The organism is Cupriavidus sp. L7L (genome assembly GCF_004353535.1).
In the GTDB taxonomy this organism is placed as follows: domain Bacteria; phylum Pseudomonadota; class Gammaproteobacteria; order Burkholderiales; family Burkholderiaceae; genus Cupriavidus; species Cupriavidus oxalaticus_A.
In genome coordinates this window covers 19,760-44,631 of record NZ_SMNY01000019.1, presented here as the reverse complement: position 1 = coordinate 44,631, position 24,872 = coordinate 19,760, and the positions used below count along the sequence as shown (strand labels likewise).

24 protein-coding genes and 1 pseudogene are annotated in these 24,872 nt (G+C 59.7%); 8 read left to right on the top strand and 17 right to left on the bottom strand.

The genetic code is table 11. From position 1 onward, the window contains the following. Positions 1-33: 33 nt before the first annotated feature. From E1J61_RS18295 to E1J61_RS18270, 6 genes are all read right to left on the bottom strand, one after another. Complete coding sequence (locus tag E1J61_RS18295; protein ID WP_133095461.1) at positions 34-1,035, bottom strand: tripartite tricarboxylate transporter substrate binding protein; 1,002 nt, start codon at positions 1,033-1,035, stop codon at positions 34-36. 117 nt (positions 1,036-1,152) lie between these two features. Beyond that, positions 1,153-1,950, bottom strand: a complete 798-nt coding sequence (locus E1J61_RS18290; protein ID WP_133095460.1) for an oxepin-CoA hydrolase, alternative type — start codon at positions 1,948-1,950, stop codon at positions 1,153-1,155. Between the two features lie 3 nt (positions 1,951-1,953). Further along, complete coding sequence (locus tag E1J61_RS18285; protein ID WP_133095459.1) at positions 1,954-3,090, bottom strand: acyl-CoA dehydrogenase family protein; 1,137 nt, start codon at positions 3,088-3,090, stop codon at positions 1,954-1,956. Between the two features lie 17 nt (positions 3,091-3,107). Further along, positions 3,108-4,304: an acyl-CoA dehydrogenase family protein gene (locus E1J61_RS18280; RefSeq protein WP_133095458.1), complete on the bottom strand. Its 1,197-nt coding sequence runs from the start codon at positions 4,302-4,304 to the stop codon at positions 3,108-3,110. Positions 4,305-4,324: 20 nt separating this feature from the next. Then, a complete protein-coding gene (locus E1J61_RS18275; protein ID WP_133095457.1) occupies positions 4,325-5,515 on the bottom strand; it encodes an acetyl-CoA C-acyltransferase in 1,191 nt (396 codons plus the stop codon). Positions 5,516-5,565: 50 nt separating this feature from the next. Next, the gene (locus E1J61_RS18270) at positions 5,566-7,698 is read right to left on the bottom strand and encodes an FAD-dependent oxidoreductase (RefSeq protein ID WP_133095456.1); all 2,133 of its coding nucleotides are present in this window, start codon (positions 7,696-7,698) and stop codon (positions 5,566-5,568) included. A gap of 108 nt (positions 7,699-7,806) precedes the next feature. Between E1J61_RS18270 and E1J61_RS18265 the strand changes: the two genes are divergently transcribed. Further along, positions 7,807-8,694, top strand: a complete 888-nt coding sequence (locus E1J61_RS18265) for a LysR family transcriptional regulator (RefSeq protein ID WP_133095455.1) — start codon at positions 7,807-7,809, stop codon at positions 8,692-8,694. 75 nt (positions 8,695-8,769) lie between these two features. Here the strand turns inward: E1J61_RS18265 and E1J61_RS37430 are convergent, their stop codons facing one another. Further along, entirely contained in the window at positions 8,770-9,090 is a 321-nt protein-coding gene (locus E1J61_RS37430) for a hypothetical protein (protein WP_165971496.1), read from the bottom strand. Further along, complete coding sequence (locus E1J61_RS38320) at positions 9,087-9,452, bottom strand: hypothetical protein (protein WP_243736916.1); 366 nt, start codon at positions 9,450-9,452, stop codon at positions 9,087-9,089. Before E1J61_RS38320 ends, E1J61_RS37430 begins: the two co-directional genes overlap by 4 nt. Here E1J61_RS38320 and E1J61_RS18255 point away from each other — a divergent pair. Beyond that, positions 9,439-9,705 carry an ANTAR domain-containing response regulator gene (locus tag E1J61_RS18255; RefSeq protein ID WP_243736915.1) on the top strand — a complete coding sequence of 89 codons (267 nt, stop codon included), beginning with the start codon at positions 9,439-9,441 and terminating at the stop codon, positions 9,703-9,705. The two genes, E1J61_RS38320 and E1J61_RS18255, sit on opposite strands and share 14 nt — an antisense overlap. 138 nt (positions 9,706-9,843) lie before the next feature. Here the strand turns inward: E1J61_RS18255 and E1J61_RS18250 are convergent, their stop codons facing one another. From E1J61_RS18250 to E1J61_RS18240, 3 genes are all read right to left on the bottom strand, one after another. Further along, positions 9,844-10,077 (bottom strand): hypothetical protein, encoded by a 234-nt coding sequence (locus E1J61_RS18250; RefSeq protein WP_371704371.1) that lies wholly within the window; start codon positions 10,075-10,077, stop codon positions 9,844-9,846. A 64-nt stretch (positions 10,078-10,141) separates the two neighbouring features. Next, positions 10,142-10,609: a hypothetical protein gene (locus E1J61_RS18245; protein ID WP_133095452.1), complete on the bottom strand. Its 468-nt coding sequence runs from the start codon at positions 10,607-10,609 to the stop codon at positions 10,142-10,144. Positions 10,610-10,713: 104 nt separating this feature from the next. Continuing rightward, on the bottom strand, positions 10,714-10,950 hold the full coding sequence (locus E1J61_RS18240) for an alpha-hydroxy-acid oxidizing protein (RefSeq protein ID WP_207951228.1): 237 nt from the start codon (positions 10,948-10,950) through the stop codon (positions 10,714-10,716). Between the two features lie 61 nt (positions 10,951-11,011). On the opposite strand from E1J61_RS18240, the pseudogene E1J61_RS38855 reads away from it, so the two are divergent. Continuing rightward, positions 11,012-11,209: pseudogene (locus E1J61_RS38855) on the top strand (IS6 family transposase); the annotation flags it as partial. A 2-nt stretch (positions 11,210-11,211) separates the two neighbouring features. Here E1J61_RS38855 and E1J61_RS18230 read toward each other — a convergent pair. The 6 genes from E1J61_RS18230 to E1J61_RS18205 all read right to left on the bottom strand — a co-directional run bounded on the left by E1J61_RS18230 (position 11,212) and on the right by E1J61_RS18205 (position 18,305). Continuing rightward, positions 11,212-11,847, bottom strand: coding sequence for a 3-oxoacid CoA-transferase subunit B (locus tag E1J61_RS18230; protein WP_133095451.1), 636 nt, complete (start codon positions 11,845-11,847; stop codon positions 11,212-11,214). A gap of 7 nt (positions 11,848-11,854) precedes the next feature. Beyond that, the gene (locus E1J61_RS18225) at positions 11,855-12,535 is read right to left on the bottom strand and encodes a 3-oxoacid CoA-transferase subunit A (RefSeq protein WP_133095450.1); all 681 of its coding nucleotides are present in this window, start codon (positions 12,533-12,535) and stop codon (positions 11,855-11,857) included. A gap of 12 nt (positions 12,536-12,547) precedes the next feature. Further along, positions 12,548-13,519 (bottom strand): tripartite tricarboxylate transporter substrate binding protein, encoded by a 972-nt coding sequence (locus E1J61_RS18220; protein ID WP_243736914.1) that lies wholly within the window; start codon positions 13,517-13,519, stop codon positions 12,548-12,550. Positions 13,520-13,598: 79 nt separating this feature from the next. Then, a complete protein-coding gene (locus tag E1J61_RS18215) occupies positions 13,599-14,381 on the bottom strand; it encodes a glutathione S-transferase family protein (RefSeq protein WP_133095449.1) in 783 nt (260 codons plus the stop codon). Positions 14,382-15,258: 877 nt separating this feature from the next. Further along, on the bottom strand, positions 15,259-16,197 hold the full coding sequence (locus tag E1J61_RS18210; protein WP_133095448.1) for a glutathione S-transferase family protein: 939 nt from the start codon (positions 16,195-16,197) through the stop codon (positions 15,259-15,261). Between the two features lie 1,205 nt (positions 16,198-17,402). Then, the gene (locus E1J61_RS18205; RefSeq protein WP_243736919.1) at positions 17,403-18,305 is read right to left on the bottom strand and encodes a LysR family transcriptional regulator; all 903 of its coding nucleotides are present in this window, start codon (positions 18,303-18,305) and stop codon (positions 17,403-17,405) included. 353 nt (positions 18,306-18,658) lie between these two features. On the opposite strand from E1J61_RS18205, the gene E1J61_RS18200 reads away from it, so the two are divergent. From E1J61_RS18200 to E1J61_RS18180, 5 genes are all read left to right on the top strand, one after another. Next, positions 18,659-19,633 carry a tripartite tricarboxylate transporter substrate binding protein gene (locus E1J61_RS18200; RefSeq protein WP_243736913.1) on the top strand — a complete coding sequence of 325 codons (975 nt, stop codon included), beginning with the start codon at positions 18,659-18,661 and terminating at the stop codon, positions 19,631-19,633. Positions 19,634-19,644: 11 nt separating this feature from the next. After that, positions 19,645-20,466: an acetoacetate decarboxylase family protein gene (locus E1J61_RS18195; protein WP_133095446.1), complete on the top strand. Its 822-nt coding sequence runs from the start codon at positions 19,645-19,647 to the stop codon at positions 20,464-20,466. Between the two features lie 244 nt (positions 20,467-20,710). Continuing rightward, positions 20,711-22,189 carry an NAD-dependent succinate-semialdehyde dehydrogenase gene (locus E1J61_RS18190; protein WP_133095445.1) on the top strand — a complete coding sequence of 493 codons (1,479 nt, stop codon included), beginning with the start codon at positions 20,711-20,713 and terminating at the stop codon, positions 22,187-22,189. A gap of 159 nt (positions 22,190-22,348) precedes the next feature. Continuing rightward, entirely contained in the window at positions 22,349-23,641 is a 1,293-nt protein-coding gene (gene fahA, locus E1J61_RS18185; RefSeq protein WP_133095444.1) for a fumarylacetoacetase, read from the top strand. 86 nt (positions 23,642-23,727) lie between these two features. After that, entirely contained in the window at positions 23,728-24,747 is a 1,020-nt protein-coding gene (locus E1J61_RS18180) for an NADP-dependent oxidoreductase (protein ID WP_133095443.1), read from the top strand. Positions 24,748-24,872 lie beyond the last annotated feature (125 nt).

Here is a 24,872-nt window from a genome sequence, read left to right as displayed (position 1 = left end):
CCATCTCCTTTGCTTGTGTGGCTGAAACAACGATTAATCCTCGACCTTAGCGCCTGATGCTTCGAACATGCGCTTCCAGATTTGAAACTCGCGATCGTAGGCCTCCTTGAACTGCTGCGGCGTGTTGCCGAGCGCTACCAGGCCTATCCCTTTGAGACGCTCCTTGACCGACCCGGAATGCATGACGGCGGCCGCTTCGCGGGCGAGGCGGTCGATGATGTCGGCAGGCGTGTTCGCAGGCGCCGCCATACCCACCCAACCCACAACCCGATACGCGTCATCCATCATGCCCTGCTCGATGAGCGTGGGGACTTCTGGAAGCGCCTCCATACGCTGCGGCCCCGTAATGCCGACCACACGAATCCTTCCAGTCCTGGCCTGGGGAACGGCGACCACGCCGCTGCAAATTCCCAGATCGATTTCGCCGCCTAGCAGCGCCTGGACCACGGCCGTTTCGCCTCGATAGGGCACGTGGGTCATACCAGCACTCAGGGAACGGTTCATGTGCTCGAGCACCAGATGGGAGTAGGAGCCGTTACCGTAGGACCCGTATGCAACCTTGCCTTTCCGGGCGGCGAGGTACTGGCGCAGCTCGGCCATGTTCTTTGCGGGAAGCTTGTCCGCCACGCAGATCGCCATGGGTGCGATGGCTAGCTGAGAGACGAAGATCAAGTCCCTGCGCGGGTCATAGGACAGGCGCCTGTACTGGAATTGATTGATGAGCAGAGAAGATGTCAGGCCGACCGTCAGTGTCAAGCCATCCGGCCTCGATCTGGCTACGGCCGCCGTCCCGATGGAGCCGCCGGCACCGGTCCGGTTATCGACGATGACGCTCTTGCCAAGACGTTCCTGCAATCCATTTGCCAGCGCCCGGGCCACTACGTCCGTAGCGCCACCGGGGCTGAACGGTACGATGAGCTGGATTGGAGCCTGCGGCCATCCAGTCTGTGCGAACACATCCGGAAAAAAGCTGATGCCGGTACCCAGCGCCGCGGCGGCCTGTAGAAAGCCACGACGAGATTTACATTCTGCCATTCTGCTGTCCCCTTATTGTTTGATCATGCATGAGCTCGAAACCGGCGCTACTTAACTAGGCTGAGACGCCAAGCACGGTAAATTGCTGCATATATGTGTGTCGCGGGCTGCAAGTATTTAAGCGTTTCGCAAACGTTCGAAGTCAGCAGCACGCTTCTCCAGAAACGCTGCGATACCTTCTCCTGCCTCTTCGTCCGCCTGGCTCTCCACCATCAGACCGCCCTCCATCGTTAGTTGCTCAGCGAACGGATTAACGTAAGCCGCATGCGAAAGCTGCTTGATCCGGCCGAGGGCCCGCCGCGGACTTCTGGCGAAGCGTGCGCCCAACATCAGGGCAGCGTTCAAGGCCTCGCCTTCGTCGACGATCTGGTTGACCGCCCCCATGGCCTGCATACGTTCAGCGGGGAGCGGAGCACCCAGGGCACATAGCTCGAACAAGACCTGACGTGAAACGACCGCAGCCAAGGACCCTGTTAGGCCGCCATCGGGGGTCAGTCCGGCCTTCACATAAGCAACCGCAAACTTGGCGGTCCGCGATGCCACAACCATGTCGCATGCCAGAGCCAACGACATGCCCGCACCCGCGGCGCCGCCCTCCACCGCTGCAATGACAGGCACCGGAGCGGCCTGCAGACCTGCAATCAAGGCGTTGAGCCTCTCGATCCGCGCCATGCGAACCTCTGGCGCAAGAACCCGGTTGGCTGCGAGTTGATTAAGGTCTCCTCCCGCAGAGAAGAACCCGCCGGACCCGCTGATCACCACGGCGGAAATGGATGCGTCGTCAGCCGTACTAGCCAGCACGATGCCAAGTTCTTCAAGGATCGCCGGGCTGAGTGCGTTCCGCGTTTTCGGATCATTCAGTACGACCGAAATGACGGAGTCTTTTCGCTCAACCAAAATGGATTGCGTTGCCATGGCTTAGTCCTCCTTCAGGCGCGTGTAGCGTTCCAGGTGGAAAGCTGCGTCACCCAGTTCATGGTCAATCATCAAGAGTCGCTTGGCATAGTGCGACAGCGGAAGTTCCGAAGTCATGCCGATACCGCCATGCATCTGGACGCACTCTTCGGCCACCATCGTGCCGACCTTGCCGATGAGATACTTCGCAGCAGACAGCGCTTTCTCGCGTGCAAGACGATCCGTTCCGTCGACGGCCGCGCTGGCGTTGATCAGGGCGGAGCGGGCCTGTTCCACCTCGATGACCATCGTGGCCATGCGATGCTGCAGCGCCTGGAAGCTACCGACAGGCACGCCAAACTGCTTGCGGGTCTTCAGGTATTCCAACGTACTGGCAAGCGCCACATCCATTGCACCGACGGCTTGCGCACACAGCGCTAGTACCCCTTTTCCGAGGGCGCACTCGATGACATCGGAAGCTCTGCCTTCCTCTCCCAACAAGGCAGTGGCAGGTAAACGAACATCATCGAGTTTCAGATCGATGACTCTGCCCCCGTCGACAGCCGCATGCTCATGCAAACTGAGGCCCGCCGCTCCGGCCGGCACCACAAAAAGTGACAATCCATCGACATCCGCGAATTCGCCCGCAGTCCTCGCACTCACCACGAACGTCGATGCCGACTGCCCTTGGGTGATGTTGGCCTTGCTGCCGCTCAACATCCAGCCATCGCCATCGCGGCGAGCCAAAGTCGAGACATGAGTCAGGCTATACCCACTGTCCGGCTCCGCATGAGCCAGGGCAGCGATCCTGCTTCCGCTGATGAGACCTTGAGCCAGCGACTCATGCCCACTACGTCCGGCCGCAAGCACCGCGCTGCCGGCCAGCAGGGCGCTGCCCAACACTGGCTCAACGACCAGCCCGCGGCCCAGGCTTTCGAACACCACCGCGATATCGAAGCCGCTCCCACCGAAACCGCCTTCCGTTTCGGTAAACAGCGCGCCAAGCACACCTAGCTCGGAGAGTTGGTTCCACTTGGCCTCGCTATAGCCCTCGTGCGATGCTTCGATATTTCTTCGGGTCTCAAAGCTATACGCCTGCGTGATGTAACGATTCAGCGCATCGGCAAGCATGCGGCGGTCTTCTGTATGCTGGAAATTCATGTATTCCTCCGTCGCGCTCAGAGTCCAAGCATTGCCTTCGCAATGATGTTGCGCTGGATTTCGTTGGAGCCACCATAGATCGACAGCTTGCGCTGGTTGAGGTAGTTGAGCGTTCCAGACTGCACGTTGGTGGGGCCGCCCGGATACATCGGCGAAGACAGGTCCGCGTTGGCATCGGGCATCACGCGTGCATACGGACCCTGGATTACTCGCAGCAAGGCGGTCAATTCCTGGCGGATCTCGGTTCCCTTGACCTTGAGCATCGAGCTTTCCGCGCCTGGGACGCCGCCCCCATCCACGGCAGCGATCACCCGCAGGTTTGTGGTTTTCATGGCCTCCAGTTCGATTTCGACCTGTGCCAGACGCGCCGCAAAGCTGGGCGAATCGATGAGGCGCACTCCCGCTTGCGTGCGCTCCAGGGCCGCGCGCTTCACGCGTTCCAGCAGCGCGCAAGCGTGTCCAACACCCGCCACGCCGGTGCGCTCATACGTCAGCAGGTATTTGGCGCAGTCCCAACCGCGGTTCTCCTCCCCGACCAGATTCTCGACCGGGACCCGCACATCGGTGAAGAAGACTTCGTTCACTTCATGCTCGCCGTCCAGAGTGACGATGGGACGCATCTCGACGCCTGGCGCCGATAAGTCGACGAGGAGAAAGCTGATGCCCTGCTGCTTCTTCGCCGCCAAATCTGTGCGGACCAGGCAGAAAATCATGTTGGCGAAGTGGCCTTGTGTAGTCCATGTCTTCTGGCCATTGACGATGTAGTGATCGCCCTGACGCACGGCTGTCGTGCGCACGCTAGCCAAATCCGAGCCTGAGCCCGGCTCTGAATAGCCTTGGCACCACCAGTCGGCTCCTTCAAGCAGGCGCGGCAGCCAGTGCTTCTTCTGTGCGGCGGTGCCGTACCTGATGATGACTGGCGCCAGCATGCTCAAGCCGAATGGGATGATCCGCGGCGCATTGGCCAGCGCACACTCGTGCTCAAAGATAAAGCGCTGAATGGCATTCCAGCCGGTCCCGCCGTATTCCACCGGCCAGTGGCTGGCGAGCCACCCTTTACGGTTGACGATGGCATGCCATTCTTCATGCTCGGCCTTACTCAGATGACAACCCGCAGCGACCTTTTTAGACAGGCGGTCGGGCAGGTTCTCGGCAAGAAAATCGCGCACTTCCTGGTGGAATGAGAGTTCCGCCGGCGTGTAATTCAAATCCATGACAAACCTCGCACCGGGACTCAGAAGATTTCGAACAGGCCGGCCGCACCCATACCCCCGCCCATACACATGGTCACGACCGCATACTTCTCCTTCCGGCGCCGGCCCTCGAGAAGCACATGCCCCACCAGGCGCGACCCGGTTACACCGAAGGGGTGCCCCACCGCGATGGCTCCGCCGTTCACGTTGAGCCGCTCCATCGGGATGCCCAGGCGCTGCTGGCAATACAGCGCTTGCGAAGCAAAGGCTTCGTTCAACTCCCACAGGCCGATGTCATCCACCGTCAGACCATGGCGCTTGAGAAGCTTGGGCACCGCGTAGATGGGCCCGATTCCCATCTCGTCGGCCTCGCAACCTGCGACGGCAAAGCCACGAAAGGCACCCAATGGCGAGAGACCCAAGCGCTCCGCTTCGCGCGATTCGACCATCACACAAGCCGATGCACCATCCGAGCGTTGCGAGGCATTGCCGGCCGTGATGAATTGATCAGGACCACGGACCGGCGCCAGCTTGGCCAGCCCTTCGAGCGTGGTATCGGGTCGATTGCAGTTGTCGGCGTCCACGGTCACCTCGACGCGGTCGAGCACACCGCCCTGTTTGTCAAGAACCGCCATGGTTGCGCGGCACGGCACGATCTCTTGCGCGAAACGACCTGCCTCCTGTGCCGCTGCGGTCCGCCGCTGGCTCTCCATGGCAAAGCGGTCTTGGGCTTCCCGCGTGATCCCATAGCGCCGGGCAACGATATCGGCCGTCTCAATCATCGGCATGTACATCGCCGCACGGTGCTCATGCACCCAGGCATCAATGTCCGGGTCGGCCGCTGACGCCGGGCCGCGCTGCCTTGTCAGCGACACACTCTCGACGCCACCAGCCAAGACAGCCGGTGCGCCATCAGTCACGATGCGGCCGGCGGCCATTGCAATGGCCTGCAGGCCGGAAGCACAAAAGCGATTGATAGTGGCGCCGGCGATGCCTATCGGCAACTCCGCACGCACGGCGCCCATATGGCCGACATTGCGGCCGGTGGTACCCTCTGGAAAGGCACAGCCGAGCACGCAGTCTTCCAGCAACCCCGGGTCAACATTCGAACGTTCCACTGCCGCTCGCAATGCATAGGCAGCCAAAGTTGGGCCGGGCGTCAGATTGAATGCACCCCGACCTGCTTTGGTCAATGGCGTGCGAGCGGTGGATACGATAAGGGCTTCACGCATGCGTGTCTCCTGAACAAGATTGGATGTTTGAATGAGGGGCCTTCGCCGCGTCAGACCGACGCGGCGTTGAGAGAGGAGAAATCTCGCCCTTGCGCTACCAGCCGGAGCAGCAGCGGAGACGGATGCCAGAAGTGTGGATCGTCTTTGGCAAATGTCTCGATGTCAGACAGGATCTGTCCCAATCCGACGGTGTCGGCGTAGAACATGGGGCCCCCACGGAAACGAGGAAACCCAAAACCATGGACGAAGACCACGTCGACATCCAGTGGACGCAGTGCAATTCCCTCGTGGACCACGTTGGCCCCTTCGTTGACCATGGCCGCGAGGTACCGACGCTCGATCTCTCCGGCCGTAAAGTCGCGCGCAACGATGCCGGCCCGTGAGCGCTCCTTCTGCACGATGGCCAGGACCTCCGGGTCTGGCTCCCCCGCTCTCGCGCCCTTCGGGTAGAGATACCACCCGCGCCCTGTCTTTTGGCCGAACCATCCGCGCTCTGCGATCCTGTCCGCCACCTGCACATAGCGCTGGCGGGGATCGCGCGTGGCCGCTTGCCGCTTGCGCGTGGCCCAGCCAATATCGCCGCCAGAAAGATCCGAGACCTGCAGCGGCCCCATCGGATAGCCGAAACCACGGATGGCGTCGTCGATTTCATAGGGCGATGCCCCGTCTTCGATCATGTAGTCCGCCGCGCGACGGTAGACCGACAGAATGCGGTTGCCGATGAAGCCGTCGCACACACCCGCCCGCACGGCAACCTTTTTCAGGGCGCGGCCAAATGCAAACGCAGTGGCGACGACATCGGCGCCGGCGCGTCGGGGCACTACCACCTCGAGCAGACGCATGATGTGCGCTGGCGCGAAAAAGTGCAGCCCGATTACGTCCTGGGGACGCGAAGTTGTCGCGGCGATTTCGTCGATGTCGAGATAGGACGTATTGGTGGCCAGCACCGCGCCAGGCTTGCACACACGGTCCAGTTCGGCGAACACCGCCTTCTTGACCGCCATATCCTCGAAAGCCGCCTCGATTACGAGGTCCGCAAAGCCTAGCGCCGCATAGTCGACGAAGCCGGACAAACGCGACATCAAGGCATTCTGGTCTGCTTGCGTCATGCGACCCTTGGACACCAGGCCTGTATAGACCTTTCCGACGTTGGCGAGCCCTCGCTGCAGTGATGGCTCGTCGCGCTCCACAAGAGTGACCCGCAGGCCGGCATTCAAGGCCGCTACAGCAATAGCGGCACCCATGGTGCCACCGCCGACGACGCCCACCTCGTTCACAGCCCGCGCCACTCCTTGGTTCGCCTCTGGCACCTTTGCTGCCTGGCGTTCGGCGAAAAATGCATAAATCAGACCGCGACGCTGCGGACTGTCGATGCATTGCTGGAACAACTGCTGCTCCAGTACCATGCCCGCATCGAAAGGCTGATGCAGCGTGGCTTCGACGGCATCGACGATCAGGTGGGGCGACAGCAGCAGTGGATTGCGCGCGCGTTGGGCGTCGCGTGCGGCGGAAATGGCCGCCTGATCCTGAGCATCGCAGCGTACTGCGGTGGCATAACGGCTCGGCCGTCGCGGAGCATTGGCGTCAAGCAACTCTTCGACGTAGGCCAAGCCGGCTGTGGACGCGTCCATGCCTTCACCAAGGCGGTCCGCCAGTCCAATTTGCACCGCCTCGTGCGCTCCGACATGCCGGCCGCTCAGCATCAGCTCCAGCGCCACCGGCACTCCCACCAGGCGCGGCATACGCTGGGTGCCACCCGAGCCTGGCAGCAAGCCCAGCAATACTTCTGGCAATCCGATGCGAGCGTCCTCCAGCACGAGCCGGTAATGGGCGCTTAGCGCGAGTTCCAGACCTCCGCCCAATGCCGCACCTTGAATAGCTGCAACCACCAGCTTGGGCGACGCCTCGAGCCGGTTGCAGATGTCACGCACGAATGGCGGCTGGCGTGGCTTGCCGAACTCCCGAATATCGGCACCTCCGACGAAATTGCCGCCTGCCCCAACGATGAGCATGGCGGCAAGGCTGGGGTCTGTGGCCAGTTGCTCCGTAGCTCCGGCCAGACCTTGCCGAACTCCAAGTCCAAGCGCATTGACAGGCGGCAGATCGATAGTGACCAGCAACACCCGGCCTCTGACTTCCGTGCGCACCGGGGGGGAAGATGCCACAGGGGCAGCGAGTGTCATGTCGTCTCCTTTGAAAGTCTGTAGAACGTCGATATTGTTTTTCCGTCGAGAAAATTTGACAATTCCGAAAATTCGTTGACAGATTCGCAAACAGGATTTGCATATAATATGGACAGCACCGCACTTCTATACCTGGTCGAAATCGTCGACGCCGGCAACATCAGCGCAGCATCGCGGAGGCTGAAGATGACGCGCGCGAACGTGAGCTACCATCTGAATCAGCTAGAGCGCAGCGTGGGCGCTCAACTCCTGCGCCGCACCACGCGTAGCCTCGAACTCACCGAGATCGGGCAACGCCTGTACCAGCAGGGCTGCGTTATCAAGAACGCGCTCGCCGCGGCAAATGAGGCCGCCTCCCTCGGCCAGACATTGCATGGGCGCATTCGGCTCTCGGTGCCCAATGGTTACGGCCAGTTGGTGATGACACCCTGGCTGCTGGAGTTCAAGCGCCTGCATCCGGGCATCAATCTCGACGTCATCTTCGAGAACCGCATCCAGGATCTGATTCGTGACGAAGTGGACATCGCCGTGAGGGTGTTATCCGAGCCGCCCCAGAACCTGGAAGCACGTGATCTCGGCCCTGTGCATATCGTGGCTTGCGCATCTCGCGGATTTGCCGCTGAACATGGACTGCCGCGTAACTTGGAGGAGTTGAGAAGCTTCCCTGTCATCACGGCGTCGGTGATTGGAAAGCAGCTGCGTGTGGCTGCCACGCTGAAAGGTACGCGCAGCGAGTTGTTGCTGGAGCCTTCCCTGGCATCCGACAACTTCTTGTTCTTGCGCGATGCCATCCTCGACGGATTGGGCGTTGGGCTAGTCGCGGACTACCTTGTACGAAATGAAATTGCCTCAGGAAGCGTCGTGCCAACCCTCGACGAATGGCAGCTTTCGATCTTCGGCAATCGCATGCACCTGCTGTTCATGCCAGACCGATACCACACGCGCGCGGTCAGTACGTTGGTCGAGTTTCTTACGAAAAAAGCCAGGGCGTCTTGAAAACAACGGGCGCATCGGGGTTAGCCGAAAACAAGCACGCTGGCTTATGTTGACCGCCAGCCCGGGATACGGCCGTTAGGCAGCAGTTCGGGATGATCGAATGTGTGTGCGCGCAAGCTCCAGCATGACCTTGGCATGTCCGGCGTTTGCATTTTTGGCAACGAGGTATTGCACGGGCGATCGTACAGGCGAATTGATATGCCGAAAGATGACGCCGCCGATTCCAGTGGTCGCAAGGCATTCGGGGACAATGGCCACACCGATCCCCATTGAAACCGCAGAAACCGCAGAAACCGCAGAAACCGCGGAAACGGCAGAAACGGCAGAAACGGCAGAAACGGCAGAAACGGCAGAAACGGCAGAAACGGCAGAAACGGCAGTCAGCCATTGGCTCACGCGATGCTCAATCCGAGGAGAGAAACCCGCCGCGACGCAGACCGCTCGACAGCGATGCCAGTGAGAAGTGGTTCGAAGTCTGCAGCGAGGTGATTGCCGGCATGTGGACGATCGAGGTGCAGGAGGTGCACGGCCTGCGGGCAGCGTGCGCGGCGTAGATCCGGTTGTCGCAGGCCGACCTGCAGGATTCTGCTGGCCTGTTGCGCCGGCTGCTCGACAATCCGCCCCCGCACACACATGCCGTCGAACGCTTCTTCAATGCGGGGGGCGGCGTATTCGGAGAGCGCGCCGGTACTGTCGGGAATGCCCGATGCCTCGCGATCCCCGGCCAGCGTGGAGGCCGCTACCGTGGCATCGCTCAAAAGCCTGCTGGAGAAGCAGTCGACCCGCCTGGCCCAGACTGAGATGGAGCTTGATGCGGCACGGCGCGCCCTGCAAGAGCGCAAGCTGATCGAGCGCGCCAAAAGAGCGCTGATGGCCCGCATGGGGCTCAGCGAGGACGAGGCATTCCGCGCCTTGCAGAAGGCTTCGATGGACAACAATCGCCGCCTGGTCGACATCGCCGAAGCCACGCTTTCGCTGACCGACCTCGCCCTGCCGGCCCAGACCCCATAATGAACTCCCATGGCTGCCCGCACCAAAATCGGGCGACCAATGCACCGCCAAATGTCGCGGCAACTGGCCCCAACTTCGCACTGCTGCAAGGGGTGTGCCGGGGGCAAAGCCGGAATGACCTTCTCAGGGCAGGACAACTCAGCCACGCATGCCGAAGCGCTCTTCGATTAGCTTCCGGGTATGGAGTATCTCCGCCACGATCTTGTGCTGTGCCTGCTTGTCCTTCACGGCCCTAAGCAGGAACACGATGTTCAGGCAAACCAGCACCCGCCCCTGATGGCAGAGTGGCACCGCAACCGCGCCGAATTTCGGCTCTTCCTGCAATTCCCCCAGGTTCTGCCCGTAGCCGCGCTTGCGGGTCAGCTGGATCATCTCCTGCACCGTACGGGTGTCACGGCTGCGCTCGCCCTCTTCGTCCGTGCGACTCCGGAGAATTTCAAGCAGGTTTTCGCGAACCTCGTCGGTGGAAAAAGCGAGGAAGGCCCTGGCCGGCCGACAGGCCCTTGAGTTGGGCGCTGATGACGACGTTTGGGTCGGCCTGCATATTCCAGAGCGTGAATCCGCCCTGCGTCACATGTACGCCATGACCTTGCGGCCTATCCGACTGGCCGCGGGCATCCGCCGCAATGACGTCCAGCCCGTCGACGGCAACATGTCGCGCGCGGACCTTTTCCCTGGCAAAGAGTTGGACCTGGCCGATAGTGGAGACGTTTGCCAGCCGCAACCGGCCCAGGCTTTCTACGCCAGTATCGTTGAAGATGGCACGCTTCTCCGGCGACGTCTCGACGTGCAGGTCGACGATGGCATTGTCGGCGCTGAGCTGGACTCCATCGCTACCTTGTGCAAACCGGATGACGGCACCCTTGCCGTCGCCGGCCAGCGTTTGTCCCGGTGCGAGCCGCATCGTCGGCAGATCGTTCGGAGTGCCGCCGACGGTGATGACACTGCGCGCCGTGTCACGCAGAGGTGGTCATGCCATGTCTTCCGAATGACAACGGTGCAATGGAATCAGACCGGTGCCGCTGCCGAGGCATGGTCTGGCCGCAGATACGTCGGCGAAAGCTCGCTCATGGACCGTGCCCCGGCCAGAAGCATCGTGCTGCGCATCTCATCGCGCAGATGCTCGAATACGCTCTGTACCCCCAACGATCCGTCGAAGGCCAGACCGTACACGTACAGCACGGGGCGGCCAACGGTTGCGGCCGGCGCCCCGAGTGCCAACGGCCGAAAGACATCGATCCGCAACCAGGTGTCGCAGTCGAGTCAGCTGTCTGGTGACGGGCCAATCCCGTAATGCGTAGAACAAAGGAAAGCTGTCATCGACCAGTTACGCAGCTACCCGGCCGCAACGGCCAACATGAAACATGTGTTCGTCAACGATGCAGCACGCGTGAACAACCGTGCCGAGAACAGACACCAGCCAACCCGCGAACGTGAGCGGCACATGCGGTGCTTTCGCGACCGCGAACGTACGCAGGCTTTCTCTTTCTTGATAGCGCCGTTAGTTTAGAACACCAGTTCCGCACCCGTTGCACGCTGAAGGTGCGCGTCGGGAATATCGACCAGTTTCTCGACCAGCCGAAACCCCCTCGGCGTGACTTCGATCACAGCCAAGTCAGTGTAGATGCGGTCGACCACGCCCAGGCCTGTCAGTGGCAAGGTGCAGCGCTCGAGCAGTTTGGGGCTGCCGTCCTTGGCGTTGTGCTCCATCAGGATGTAGACCTTGTGCGCCCCCACGGCCAAGTCCATGGCGCCGCCCACGGCAGGCGGCTCGCCGGGCTTGCCCAGCGACCAGTTGGCCAGGTCGCCGATGGCAGAGACCTGCATGCCGCCCATGATGCACAACCCCAGGTGGCCGCCGCGCATGATGGCAAACGAATCCACGTGATGGAAATAGGCGCCACCGGTCAGTAATGTGACCGGCCTCTTGCCGGCGTTGATCAGGTCGCCGTCGATTTCATCCTCGCTGGCCTTCGAACCCATGCCCAGGATACCGTTTTCACTATGCAGCAGGATTTCGTCGGCGGGGTCCAGGTGGTTGGCAACCAGTTCTGGCATACCTATACCGATGTTGACGTAGCTGCCGGGCGCAATATCGCGCGCCAACCGGGCTGCCATCTGGTCGCGTGTCAGTCTCTGCATGTCATTCTCAGCTCGATGGTTGCGGGTTAGGCACTTCGACGACGCGTTGGACGAAGATGCCCGGAGTGACGATGGTCTCGGGATCGAGTTCACCCAATGCGACTCGTTGCCGGACCTGAACGATGGTGGTCTTGGCGGCTTGGCACATGACGGGCCCGAAATTGCGCGCCGCCTTGCGATAGACCAGGTTGCCCCAGCGGTCGGCCTTGTCGGCCAACACGAAGGCGAAATCCCCGTGCAGCGGGTATTCGAACACGCAGGGCGTGCCGTTCACTACGCGCGTCTCCTTGTCGCCAGCCAGTTCTGTGCCGTAGCTGGTGGGTGTATAGAAGCCGCACAAGCCCGCACCCGCGGCGTGCAGGCGCTCGGCGATGGTCCCCTGCGGTACGACTTCCAGTTCGATGCGCCCTTCGCGGTACGTTTGCTCGAACACGTGCGAATGACTGGCCTTCGGAAACGAGCAGATTATCTTGCGCACACGGCCAGCCTTGATCAGGGCGGCCAGCCCGGTTTCATGGTTTCCCGCGTTGTTGTTGACGACCGTCAGTTCACGCGCCCCCTGATCGATAAGGGCATGCAATAGTTCGGTGGGATGCCCGGCGCCACCGAAGCCCCCTACCAGTATCGTCGCGCCATCGAACACGTCGGCCACTGCCGCGTGAACGCTCTCAGCGAATTTGTTGATCATCCGATGTCCCGCTCAGTCCGTTTCCATGCCAAGGTTCTTGACGACTTTCTCCTCGTCGGCGAAGGCCTTTCTCGCGAAATTTGAGTAGGCCTCGTTGTCCATGTAGACGGTGCGCAGACCGTTCGCATCCAACACTTTCTTGAAGGCGGGGTCGTCCAGCACCAGCTTGATTGCCCGGTCCAGCTTTTCGACGATGGGCTTTGGCAAGCCCTTGGGGCCCGCGATGCCCAGCGGGGATGGGACGAGCACGTCGTAGCCCAGTTCTTTCAGCGTGGGCACCTTGAAGATCGGGTTCGCGACGTTGCCGGCCGACGCCAACACGCGCACCTTGCCGGACTGCATGTATGGCAGCACGCTGTTGGTGATCACCGCCATCCTGAGATGGCCGCCCAGCAGCGAATTGATCGAATCGGAGTCGCCCTTGAACGGAACGTGCGTGAACTTGACGCCGTACTTGTTGCTCAGCATGGCCATCACGACGTGATTACCTGAGAAACGGCCGGGCGTGCCGTAGTTGACGACTCCCGGATTCTGCTTGGCGTAGTCGACGATGTCCCTCACTGTCTTGAACGGAGAGTCGGCCGGTACTGTGACGAAGAAGTCGTACTCCAGGAAGGCCGCGATATAGGCCAAGTCGCGCACCGGGTCATAACGCCCGGGTTGTAGATGCGGCTGGCGAAAAATCCCTACTGGCGTCAGGGTCAGGCGGTAGCCATCGGGCTGAGCCTTCATCATTTCCGTCACACCCATTGAGGCGCCCGCCCCCGGCTTGTTCTCGATGATGACGGGCTGCTTGAGCTGACGCGACAAATTTTCGGCCAGCGCCCGCGCAGCTAGGTCGGTGGTACCGCCCGGGCTGTAGGGCACGATGAGCGTGATGGGCTTGCTGGGGTAGTCGGATTGGGGTGCGGCAGAGGCGGGCAGGACCACCCCCATGCCGGCCGCGAACCCGGCAACGGCGAGACTGAGCAATTTCTTGTGCATAGCTTGTTTCCTGATGCTTGAAACCTAGCGTGTTATGAGTTTGCGATAAGCAGCGTGGAAGGAATGGAGCGCAGAGGCCTCACCCCAGTGGCCAGGTGAAGCGGATGTTGCCCTTGGCCAGCCCGTCGAGCACAATCTGAACGCCACCGGACTTCATCATCCATTCCAGGCGATGATCGCGGTATTCGCGCTTAACCGCACCCGAGGCCATTCGCTCGGCGGCGCTCGCCATGCCGGCAGCAGCGGCCTCAGCCTCGGCAAACGTCGCCGCCACCGAAGGCCGCTCGCGCGCCCGTTCGAGCCAGCGCGTCAGCGGCGAGTCGGGCGGCGTGCCCAACCCGTTATAGAACGAGCGGTTGAGGTAAGGTGCAACGCTGACGTCAGCCCAACCGAAAGCCTCGCCACTAAACCACGGCCGCTCGCCGAGGCTGGCCGTCAGCCAGGCCTGCAACTCCGCGGTCTGCCGCGCGGCGGTAGCCATCATCGCCGCGGCTAGATCCCCCTCGGCGCGCCGGTACCAGCGGACCTCGCTCACGCCCCAGTTCACCGCTTCGTACAAGGTATCGCAGACATCCTCGATCATGCGGGCCTCAGCGCGCGCGATCGGGTTGCGCGGCAGCAGCGGCGGCGAGGGGTAACGGTCCTCAAGGTATTCGAGAATGATAGTCGAGTCGAAAACGCGCGCCTCGCCGTCCATCAGGACAGGTACCTCTTTGCGCGGGCTGGCTGCCGCGAAGGCCCCAGTGGCCGTGCCAAGGCCCTGACCGGCCGGTGTCTCGACCTGAAAGTCGAGGCCCTTTTCACGCAGCGCGATCTTGACTTTCTGAGCGTAGGATGACAATGGATGTTCGTAGAGCAGCATGGAGCGAGGTTCCTCGGGGTGATTGTGGCGTGACGGCCAAGATGGGTTGGGGAAACCCAGGATCACTTCCGTGATCACGGCTTCTCCATGCGCCGGTCACAGCGGGCAGTGTGCTATGAATGAAAGCTTCTTACGTTGAAGGATGGGCCACCAGCCGCCCCCCTGAGGCAGGCGTTGGCACTCGCGAGGATGGCGGCAAAGCGTCGAGAAAGGTGCCCGGGTGATTCCGCCGCGAAGTTCGCGCCCCGTGCCCGCAAGGGACAGGTCTCCGAAGCTGACGTTGTGGCCTTCGGGTTTATCTGAGGCAGCGCACATCGAAAAGCCTATGGGGTATCCAGCGATTAGCCTGCCGCGTTTCCTGATTGGGCCCGCTTGTACGTTGCGTTGTCTCGCAATCGGCAAACTGACAGCGCCCTCATCGGTGCTAGACACGGGCACTGCTTGATCCAGCGGCACTGATCCGAGGAAGGCACGGCATCGATGCGATCGGAAACTACGGCGCAAACAATGACAGGTCGGGTTCATGCGATTGTCTCCAGAGATGGGAAGCATCGTTCCCCCGAGAGGCCCTTGTCGCGGATTACTTTGCCCCACTCGGCGTAGTCATGCTGGATCCGGTTGCCCATTTGCGCGGAGTCCTGGAAAGCCACCGCCACGGCACAGGCTAGCATCGCGCAACGCGTGTTGCGGAAGAGATTGGGGCGAAGGGTCATTGCGAAAAATCATTCGGGAAGGCTCAAAGCACGACGCGGGCCTTCAATTCAGATTGGCGCGACTCCTCAAGCCAGCACGACTCGCCGAGCACTTCGAGCGTGCCGTGGTTGCGCAGCGGCGGCGCCCCGGCAGGCGCTCTCCCGGGAACCGGCCTTGAACCTCTTCAGGTCGCTTGCTCCTGCTTCCTGATCTGAAAGCCCAGGCGCGGAAAGTGCACGTGCAGCGTGCCGGCGCGCTCGTCGCGGTGTTCGATGACCACCTCAATATTCGTCAGCCCGACCAGCGTGCCGGCCACAGGGTCGCGTCCATAGTCGGTAGGCATCACCGTAATGGCATCCCCCCGGGAAAAACCAAGGCCTGCCTGCACTTCGGTCGGTGCATGCTGCTTCGCCTTTGCGGCGACGTCGATCGCATCGGCGCTCGTCATCGGCGTCGACTCGCCGCGGCCGAAGGCACGCACCCGCTCGAACCAAGCCCTGAGCTTCGGGTAGCCGCCGAAGATTCTTGCCAGTTCCGGCGCGCGATGCACGTACCATAGGCAGTGGGCAGTCGAGAAATCTGCGATGCTGGCTTGGCCGCCCGCGAGAAAGTCGCGTTCATCGGCCATGTGCATTTCCAACCAGCCCAGATAGGTGTGCAGTGCCATTGTGGCATCGGCTGGGGTCTGGCGCACCATGCTTGACGTGAACGGCGCGCGATCGGCCGCGAAAGCCTTCAGCGCCTCCGGCCGGGCGTTCGCGAACAGCGCGGCCAAGCCGGCCGGCTGAGCGGTGTATGGAATCGCAGTCCAGAACAGCGTCGAGTCAGCCCACTGCGCGAGCATCTGAGCCATGCCGGAGATCTCAGCCGGATATAGTGACGGCTCGGGATAATGAGCTTCGATCACGCGCGCCATCAGCGCGGTGTCACAGTAGATGTCAGCGCCAATCTGCAGGAACGGCGTCTTACGGTAGCCGCCCGTCAGCGCGATCACATCGGGCTTGGGCATGATTGGCGGCACTGTAACCGATCGCCAGGCGACGCCCTTGAAGCCCAGGATCAGGCGAATCTTCTCGGAGAAAGGCGAAGTCGCATAGTGATGCAGGATCAGTTCATTGCTCATGGTTTCTCGGTGCGCCAGTTGAAGCCAGCAAATTAATACGAATCAAAGTGTCCTACGTCGAAGGCTTAACCAGCTACGGCCGGCCACGAGTCATGCGTCGGCACTCCAGGGCAGCGGCGAACGTATGTGTTTTCAACTTTTTCGGTGACTATGCTTGATCGCTTGCTTATTGCCTTGTCATACCGACATCATTAATCCTCCAGCCCTATCCCGCTGACCGCTCCACCATCTCCTGCTGTGGGAACTGGCTTGCTCCGACTGACTGCCTATGCGTTCGACCACGTCGGGGCCTCGTCTCGGACCGCTTTCACGCTATTGCGAGCAGGCACCCTCAGTCTGATGCGACCGATGGGCCCAGTCTCGAACCCGCTCCATTCAACAGGCACAGCGTATTGCTCTAGCATCTAGATGTCTAATATTATCTTTCATACCGATTTATATAGCACATCGAATATATGTGATGGATCGCATACTGGACGGGGCGAGTAATCCACCGTAGCAAAGGCGGGTGCGCCTTGAATTCGGCATCTGTGGCCAGCGACCATCGCTCCTCTACATCATGAGGTTGGCCTGGGTGAGCCGGCGTGGGTAGTACGATTTATCTTGGGCGGCCTTCTCGAGAGAATTCCCGGCCACGCCCGCGATCTCAGTCGATCACGCGACCGTGCGCGGTTAATCGCTCAAATTGCTGCCGACGCTGGCCAATAAATGCATTTCGCCGTTGCAAGCGCTGCTGCGAACAAGCTTCATGGACCATCACCTGCATCCTGGCGCGCGCTCGAAAGAATAGTCGGTGATTAGGGCCGGGAAGACCATCGTCTATCTTATGCATGCCCAGCACAACAGGGCTGGTCACAGTGGCTATTTCGGTAGGACCGTCGACCGAAACGGCGACCGCGGTTCGGCGCATCGACGACAGCCCAGCCAGTTCGAGGTGTCGTCGACCACGAGACACCCAATGTCATTCGTCCTTTCCAGCATCTGAACGACATCGCCGAGGGGGATCACCGGGCGAGCAAGCGTATCCTCAGACTAATGATTGGCATCAAGCCTTTTTCTGCACGTGCATCTTGCGAGGTGCAAGCGAACTCAATGAAATGAACGCCGGCCAGTCGGGTGCGCTTGAATGAACGTGGTCTTCACGGCCGGATGCAAGCAAAACTTCGTTGCTCTACAGAGCAAATTAATGAAGCTTGGCCCACACGTCATTTTTTCCTGCTCGCCAGTTCATGCAGCATGGAAAGCGCTAACGGCAATGACGGGTTATTGTTATTCTTTAGCCAGATCACACCATGACGGGCAATCACACGCGATGTCTTTATCCTTCGAAAGATCACTCCCTCGACCTGCAAATCTTTCACTTCTAGCGGCAGAATGGAAACATAGCGGCCAGTGGCGACGAAATATAAAAGTGCGTGCGTATCCGCTGATTCCTGTATCACCGATGGCCTGAAGCCGGCGTCTAGGCAAATATTATCCATCACGGACCGAAGATAATAGCCGCCCAGCGCGGGATACCCCACGAACTGCTCTCCTGCGAGATGCTTCAGATCGACTACCTTACTGCTTGACAGCGGGTGCACACTGGGCAGAACGAGAACCAGCTCGCTTTCAGTCAGCTGCTCATGTTGTAGCAGTTGGTCGCGCTCCTCACGCAGATAAGTGAGAGCAAGATCCAGAGCACGGTTTCTCACGAGCGTGTAGAGTTCGCCGGTCGTAAGTGGATCGCGGATCTCCAACCGGAGACTTGGTAGATCGGCGCTTAACCTGCGAAGCATCGCCGGGAGTAAAAAGAAGGATGCTCGCTTTGTATAGCCGATTCGCAAAATTCCTGATTCACCTCGACTCGCACTTTGCGTCGCCAAAACGGCCTGCGAGAGATTGAGCAAGATGCTCTTTACTTCCGAGTAAAAAACCTGCCCCGCGTTGGTCAGCCTTACGCTTCTCGTGGTCCGGTCAAATAATCTCGTCCCCAGCTTCTGTTCAAGTTCCTTGATCCTCAAGCTAAGTGCCGGTTGTGCCACATTCAGCCTGATGGCGGCCTTTGAGAAGCTTTCTTCCTCTGCAACCACCACGAAGCAGTGTAAGTCTCTTATTTCAATATTCATCACTTATACGATATTCCATATAAATCGTTATCTTAAATTGTATTGGACACATAAGTTCAAGCGCAATAGCCTGTTGGTTCTGGCAGAGGTTCTTCCTGACGTTCTTGGGCTAGGAGCCAGGTCGGGAGATGCCCCGACTGCCCGGCCCTCCAGTCGATCGTGGGACGAACGCGGCGATCCAGCGACATCCTGACCAAGTAGCACTGCGGTCTGATCAGCGCCTTTCCCCTGGAGGACCGGAACGACATGCTCGTGAGACCTGTTTGCCAGACCTATGGCAGTACAACGACGCAATAGAGATGCGCCCGTGCAGAGCCACGGATAAAGCGACAACGTATTTAGGAGAAAACATTGTGAAATTTAAACAACTTTTTAAACTCACCGCCGTCGGGGTTATGGCAAGCGGCGTCGCACCCGCCGGCTTGGCTGCCGATTACCCTGCACGCCCGATCACGATTATCGTGCCATACGGCGCGGGTGGAACGACCGATTTGTTTGGACGCGCATTAGCAGTCGCTCTGGGAAGGGAGTTGAAACAGTCGGTTGTGGTAGAGAATAAGCCGGGTGTGAACGGTACGATGGGCGCGGCTGCCATGAAGCTGGCTCGGCCAGACGGCCATACCCTGACGATGGTTCCTCTTGGTGTATTTCGCCAGCCTTATATTCAAAAGACGCCCTATGATCCTGTGAAGGATCTGAAGTACATCTCAATGGTCGCCAACTATAACTATGCGATAGCCGTCAATAGCAAATCGCCTTGGAAGACCATTAAGGAATTGATTGAACATACCAAGAAGAATCCCGACACTGTATTTTATGGCGCATCCGTTCGATACAGTGTCCCGGAGTTCATCATGATGGATTTGGCCAAGAAGGTCGGTCTGAAGTGGACTAGTGTTCCCTACAAAGGCGACGCTGAAGCCATTAACAGTTTGCTCGGAGATCAGGTACAAGCGATTTCCGTAACAAACACCATTCTGCCCTTTGCACAGTCTGGCCGCGTCCGGATCCTAGCGACCACAGGCGAACAACGCTCCAAGGATTTCTTCCCAGACGTGCCCACGCTAAAGGAGGCTGGTTACCCCGTCACGATGACTTCGCCTTTCGGAATCGCAGGCCCAGCGGGAATGCCAGACAATGTCGTGAAGATTCTTGACACTGCGATTTCTCGCGCACTGAAAGATCCGATCCTCGTTGAGACCGCCGCACGTTACGGAATTGGAATCAACTATATGGATCACAACAGATACACAGCGTACGCCAAAGATGCCGCAGTAAGTGAGAAAGATGCGGTAAAAACAATGCTCGAAGGCGCCGTGAAAAACTAAAGGAACATGTGATGTCTGAACAAAAACCGGCCACCGGGCCCATCTATAGGATGCCAACGGTGTTTGGGCCCGCGATTGGCCCGCGTCAAGCTCCGGAAGGCGTCATATTCGACCCGACAACAAGCCCGAAGAAGTTCTGTGCCTACGTCTCCTTCAGAACCGACGCGCTTCTTCTGGAACAGATGCTTCCAGAAGACTTCACCCTGCGGGGCGACCCGATTGTGATCGTCGAGTTTGGGTACATGACAGAGATAGACTGGCTCGCGGGACGGGGCTACAACATGTTGAGTGTCCGGATACCGGTTCGCTTCAAGCATGGCAATGACAGCACGGTAATCGACGGCTTTTTTCAGCCAGTCGTCTGGGAAAACATGACAGAGCCGATCTTAAGCGGCCGCGAGGAGCTCGGATGGAGCAAGATTTTTGCTGAGCTACCGGCCCCAGAGAAGAGGGACGGGAAGATTGTATGCCGCGCCGAATGGATGGGATTCAGATTTCTGGAACTGACCCTTACAGAAATCAGAAAATCTGACGCGGCCCCATTCGCGACCAGTCCGGTGCTACATCGGAAATACATCCCCACTACCGGGCAATGGGGTGAGGCCGATGCCGACTATATCACTATGACCCCGGCTGGGGGGAGTCACGCCAGGTTGCAAGAGCACTTCACTGGTGACGCCTCCTTATCCGTATTCGCCCCGAGCTGGCAGGATATGCCGACTCAGCATCAATGCGTAACGTATTTGGCTCGACTTCCGAAGCACGAGTACATTCAAGCTGGGGTTTATTCCACCGTAGGCGGCAAGGATCTTTCGGATCAGATCCGGTTTTAATGACCAACCCCAGAATTCTTGATGTCATTTGTTCGAGTGAAGGATCTAAGCCAAGCACTTTTTGCTCGATGGATCCTTCCCGACCACCCGTCACGTAATAAGCCTGCCGCAATCTACGCCTGCTGGGCTGCACGATCATCCTAATTCGGAATGAGGCATTGGAAATGCGTCCGTTCAGCCGCGCACGGTCCAAGGCAGAGTTTCTGCGCAAACCAGTACGAATATTATGAATACACGAGAGCCGATGAACACTGAGGTTCTAGGAAAGCTTCTTTCCGAGCCACACCTCTTTAAACAACAGGCGTTCATAGCGGGCAAGTGGATATCTGCCAATAACGACCAGTCATTTGCGGTGCACAACCCGGCAACCGGCCAGCTCATTGCCAACGTCGCCAATCTCGGCGCGAAAGAGGCGGAAGCAGCGATTCAGGCTGCGCATTCGGCCCTGCCGGCATGGCGCAGAAAAACCGCCAAGGAACGGGCGCACCTCTTACGAAAATGGTTTGAGCTGATCATGGCTCACGGCGATGATCTTGCGAGGATCATGACTGTCGAGCAAGGCAAGCCGTTCGCTGAAGCGAAAGGGGAAGTAGCCTATGGCGCATCCTTTGTGGAGTGGTTCGCGGAGGAAGCAAAGCGGGTGACAGGCGCAATTCCATCGTCCACCTGGACAGATAAGAGAATGATGGTGCTTAAGCAAGCAATCGGTGTTTGCGTTGCCATCACGCCATGGAATTTCCCGATTGCAATGATTACACGCAAGGCGTCGCCAGCACTTGCCGCCGGCTGCACGCTTGTAATAAAGCCAGCTGAGCAAACTCCGCTTTCTGCCCTCGCCTTGGTGGAATTGGCGAGACGCGCTGGAATCCCGGATGGTGTGATTAACATCATCACAGCCGATCGCGACCGTTCGATTGCGGTGGGGAAGGCATTGTGCTCGTCGCCTCAGGTCAGTCATTTGTCTTTTACCGGTTCGACTCCCGTTGGCCGTACCCTGATGCAACAGTGCGCTCCGACGGTGAAAAAAGTCGCACTGGAACTCGGGGGACATGCTCCGTTCATCGTCTTCGAGGACGCCGATCTAGATGCAGCTGTGCAGGGCGCGGTAGATTCGAAGTACCGAAACGCCGGCCAGACCTGCGTCAGCTCGAATCGCTTCTACGTGCATGAATCCCTGCACGACGCATTCGTCGAAAGGATGGCAAGGGCGAGTGCCGCAATATCGGTCGGCAATGGCTTGGATGAAGGCATTGTCCAAGGGCCGCTTATTGAAGCGAGGGCTCTCCAAAAGGTGGAAGAGCAGGTGGCCGACGCTGTCAAGCATGGCGCCAGGATTATTACTGGCGGCAAACGGCACCCGCTCGGCGGACTGTTCTATGAGCCAACAGTGCTCGCAAATGTAAAGCCTGCCATGCTTGTGATGCGCGAGGAGACGTTTGGACCCGTTGCCGCGATTGTTCCCTTCAAGAATGACGACGCCGTCATTGCAGCGGCTAACGAGACTGAAATCGGTCTCGCCGCATATTTCTATAGCCGGGACATTGGCCGAATCTGGCGTGTAGCGGAGCAGTTAGAGTACGGCATGGTTGGTATCAATACCGGGCTGATTTCGAACGAAGTGGCCCCCTTTGGCGGCATCAAGCAATCCGGCCTCGGGCGCGAAGGCGGATCGTGGGGATTAGAGGAATACCTTGAGATGAAATATCTTTGCGTAGGCTTATGAGGCGGAGCCCTTCAACGAGAACTGGCGACCAAAAGGCGTCGCATCAAGAAATCTGAAGCGCGGCGTTCTGCATCCGACCGCGCAGGCGCTGCAATCCGACGATTTTGAGTGCCGGCAGGGGCTGTGCAATAGCTTCGACCCAACCAAACGGTAATCTCTATGACCACGATTCATCCGAACGATCCGACTTTGCAATCGTTCATTCCGGTGCGCCCGGGTTCTCACTTCCCAATCCAGAATCTACCGTACGGCGTGTTCAGCACCGGCGCTGATCCGTTGCCGCGCGTCGGCGTTGCAATCGGTGACGACATTCTCGATCTCGCCGCCGTGGCCGGCCTAGGGCTGCTGCCCTGCGTCCCGCCGGGCGTGTTCCATGCGTCGAGTCTGAACCAGTTCATCGCGCTCGGCCGCGACACGTGGCAAGCCACCCGCCAATGGATCAGCGAACTGCTTCGCAAAGACAATCCGGCGCTGCAGTCGGATCCCTGCGTGCGGGATAGTGTGCTAGTGCCAATGGCCGATGCGACGCTGCACCTGCCAGTGGACATCCCAGGCTACACGGATTTCTATTCATCCAGGGAGCATGCGACCAATTGTGGCACCATGTTCCGTGACCCGGCCAACGCCCTGCTTCCTAATTGGCTGGAGATGCCGATCGCCTACAACGGCCGCGCTAGTTCGGTTGTCGTCAGCGGCACGCCGGTGCAGCGACCGAACGGGCAATTGAAACTGCCAGATGTACCGCGTCCGGTATTCGGCCCCTGCCGCAAGCTCGACTTCGAGCTAGAAACCGCCTTCATCGTCGGCCAGCCCAGCGCGCTTGGCAACTCGATCGCGGTGGACGACGCTGAACGGCATATTTTCGGCATGGTGCTGCTGAACGACTGGAGCGCGCGCGACATCCAGCAATGGGAATACATGCCGCTCGGCCCCTTCAACAGCAAGACCTTCGCGTCATCGATTTCGCCATGGATCGTCACCATGGAAGCGCTGGAGCCGTTTCGCGTGCAGAGCCCGACGCAGGAGCCGATGCCCTTGCCGTATCTCGGAAAAGCAGGAAAGGACAGTTATGACATTATGCTGGAAGTGAACCTTCGGCCAGCAGCGGCGACACATGCCACTACGATCTGCCGAACCAGTTCCCGCTTCATGTACTGGAGCATGCGGCAGCAGCTCGCACATCATACGGTCTCCGGTTGCAACGTGCGGGTCGGTGACCTGATGGGCTCCGGAACGATCAGCGGCCGATCGGCAGACTCCTTGGGATGTTTGCTTGAACTGACACGGAACGGCAACAATCCCCTCACGTTGTCCACTGGCGAACAGCGTAGGTTTCTCGAGGACGGAGACACTGTTTCGATGACCGGCTGGTGCCAGGCCGATGGCTATCGGATCGGCTTCGGCGACGTCAGCGCAACAGTGTTGCCGGCGCAGCCGTCAAGAGCAAGCTAGTAAACGCGAAGGGCCCCTTCAAGTTCAGAAGAAGCCTTGCCGTCCGGCGGACGCAAGGATCTATTGACTCCACGCATCTATTTACCATGGACATCACCAACCACCAGATCCATCTCGTCTCGCGCCCGAACGGCGAGCCGACTGTCGACAACTTCAAGCTCGTCGAGGCACCGGTCCCCCAACTGAAAGACGGACAAGTGCTCGTTCGCAACCACTATCTGAGCCTCGACCCCTATATGCGGGGTCGCATGGATGATGCGAAGAGCTATGCTCTGCCGCAGCCGCTCAACGAGGTGATGGGCGGCGGCACCGTTGGCGAGGTCGTGGTGTCGCAGAATGACGCGTTCCAGGTGGGCGACAAAGTCGTCGGCATGGGTGGCTGGCAAGAGTACGCGGTGATCTCAGCCAATCAGTGCGGCATGCTGCGCAAGGTCAATACCACGCACATTCCGCCGTCGGCCTACCTTGGCGCCGTGGGCATGCCGGGCGTCACCGCCTGGTATGGCCTGGTGAAGCTCATCGAGCCGAAGGCAGGGCAGACCGTCGTGGTCAGTGCGGCCAGCGGTGCGGTGGGCGGCACGGTCGGCCAGCTTGCGAAGGTGCGTGGTTGCCGCGCGGTAGGCATCGCCGGCGGGCCGGACAAGTGCAAGTACGTGGTCGACGAACTCGGCTTCGACGCGTGCATTGACTACAAGCAGCATAACGACCTGAAGTCGCTGACCAGCGCGCTGAAGGCGGCCTGCCCGAACGGCATCGACGGCTACTTCGAGAATGTCGGCGGTATGATCCTCGATGCGGTGATGCTGCACCTGAATGCATTCGCGCGCATTGCGCTGTGCGGCATGATCTCTCGCTACATCGGCGAGCCGATCCCCCTGGCCGCGCCGCAGCTGCTCCTGACGAACCGCGTCAAGCTCGAAGGTTTCATCGTCAGCGAGCACATGGAAGTGTGGCCTGGGGCGCTGAAGGAGCTCGGCACGCTCGTGGCCACGGGCAATCTGAAGTACCGTGAGAGCGTGGCGCAAGGCCTTGCCAACGCACCGGAGGCCTTCCTCGGGTTGCTCAAAGGCAGAAACTTTGGCAAGCAGATGGTGAAGCTGGTTTGACCTGAACCTCCGCTCGATTTAAAGAGCTCGGCGTCAAGACGTTTTACGGCGCGTTTCCACTACGCCGTGCCATTATCAGGTAAATGTACGCCTCAATTGTTGGTTATTTTTATACTTCGACCCCC